This is a genomic window from Streptomyces sp. NPDC056160 (assembly GCF_042268205.1).
Classification (GTDB): Bacteria; Actinomycetota; Actinomycetes; order Streptomycetales; family Streptomycetaceae; genus Streptomyces.
On record NZ_JBHJUW010000338.1, the window covers coordinates 1 to 1,624 of the forward strand.

Here is a 1,624-nt window from a genome sequence, read left to right on the forward strand (position 1 = left end):
CTCCTCGATCAGCTCCCGATAGCGGTGCTCATGCGTGAGCCCGACTGGGGTGTCCCCCTCAGTCATGAGGATGAAGTCCATGACAGCCCTTCCGTCGAATGTTATTCGTCGATAACGTAAGGCGTAGTTCAGCCCTGGTCAAGGTCCCGCTAGAGCCCAAGCAGCGTTAGATGCCGATAACAATGAGGCTGTCTGGGCCTGCCCGTCAGGAGGAGTGACCACACGTGAGCGAGCTGCGGATCGAGCGTTTGACCTCGCCCGACATCGCGGATGCCATTGCGAGCGGCATGCGTACGGCAGTCCTGCCGTTGGGAGCCACAGAGCAGCACGGCGCGCACCTGCCACTGTCGGTCGACAGCGATCACGCCGACCGCCTGGGCGTCCTTGTCGCCGAGCGGCTTGGTGACGCGCTCGTGCTGCCGACGGTGCGGATCGGCTGCTCCGCGCACCACCTCGGCTTCGCCGGAACGCTCTCACTGCAGCCCGAAACGCTCGAGGCGATCGTCGCCGACTGCTGCACAAGCCTTGCCGCGCACGGCTTCCAGCGTGTGCTGATCTTCTCGGCGCACATCGGCAACTACCCGTTGCTCAGTGAGATCGAGGCGAACCTCGCCCCACGGCTTTCTGCCGACCTGGACATCATCGCGTTCTCCGACTCAGCAGCGGTCCTCCAGGCATGGCGCGACGCGGCTCAACGCGTCGCCGGCCTCGCCTGCCATGTCGGAGGCCATGCCGACATCGCCGAAAGCTCAATCATGCTCGCCGTTCAGCCGGACGTCGTGAGGAACGATCGTGCTATCGCCGGCTTCACTGGGTCAATGAACGACGAACTGCTCGCCCGCGTATTCACCGACGGCGTCAAGGCTGTCGCGTCCAACGGCGTACTCGGCAACCCGCACGGCATGTCCTCTGAGCTGGGTTTTGCCTGCCTGAACGCCGTCGCCGACCTGCTCACGACGCACGCAACGATTCGTTATCGACGATTCACGAGGCCTTGACCCTTGATCCTGGACAAACGAGACACTGCATCCCGAGGATCTGAGAACGGACATCTCGTGGTCATGAAGAACTATCCGCCGCAGTTCAAGGCGGACGCGGTCGCGCTGTACCAGTCGCGGCCCGGGGCGACGATCCGGCAGGTCGCTGCCGATCTAGGCATCAACCCCGAAACCCTGCGGAACTGGGTCCGGGCGGTCAGGTCGCCGTCGGTGCGGTCGTGCTGGCCCTCGTGCAGTGCCGCACCGGTGGCGGTGCCGTAGCTGTCGAAGGCGGTGTCGAAGCGGGCGACGAAGTAGCCCTTGAAGCGGGAGGCCTTGAACGGGCCGAGGTTGCTGTCCTGACGGTCGGGGTTGTAGCCGGTGATCTCGCGGGGGGGCAGGGTCCACGTGCACATGGCCGGTGATGCGCGAACGGGTCGCCTGCACAACGAAGTTGGTGCCCGCACCCGCCGGATACGTCGTGCGCAGCAGGCCCACGCGCGATGTCCCGGTCAGCTCCGTCTTCAGTGTCCGGCCCGAACCTGCCTGCATCTAGGGAGCGTATTCGGTTGTGATCAAGGGGCCGCTCGTGTGAGGTCCTTGATCCAGATCACGGAGGCCCGGAGGTGGAGTCCGGCGAGGTAGCT

General features: G+C 64.8%; 1 protein-coding gene and 1 pseudogene. Both read left to right on the forward strand.

From position 1 onward, the window contains the following. The first annotated feature begins 224 nt into the window (after window positions 1-224). Window positions 225-998: a creatininase family protein gene (locus tag ACFC02_RS42560; RefSeq protein ID WP_376368406.1), complete on the forward strand. Its 774-nt coding sequence runs from the start codon at window positions 225-227 to the stop codon at window positions 996-998. Between the two features lie 57 nt (window positions 999-1,055). Further along, window positions 1,056-1,199 (forward strand): annotated as a pseudogene (locus ACFC02_RS42565) (transposase); the annotation flags it as partial. Window positions 1,200-1,624: the final 425 nt, after the last annotated feature.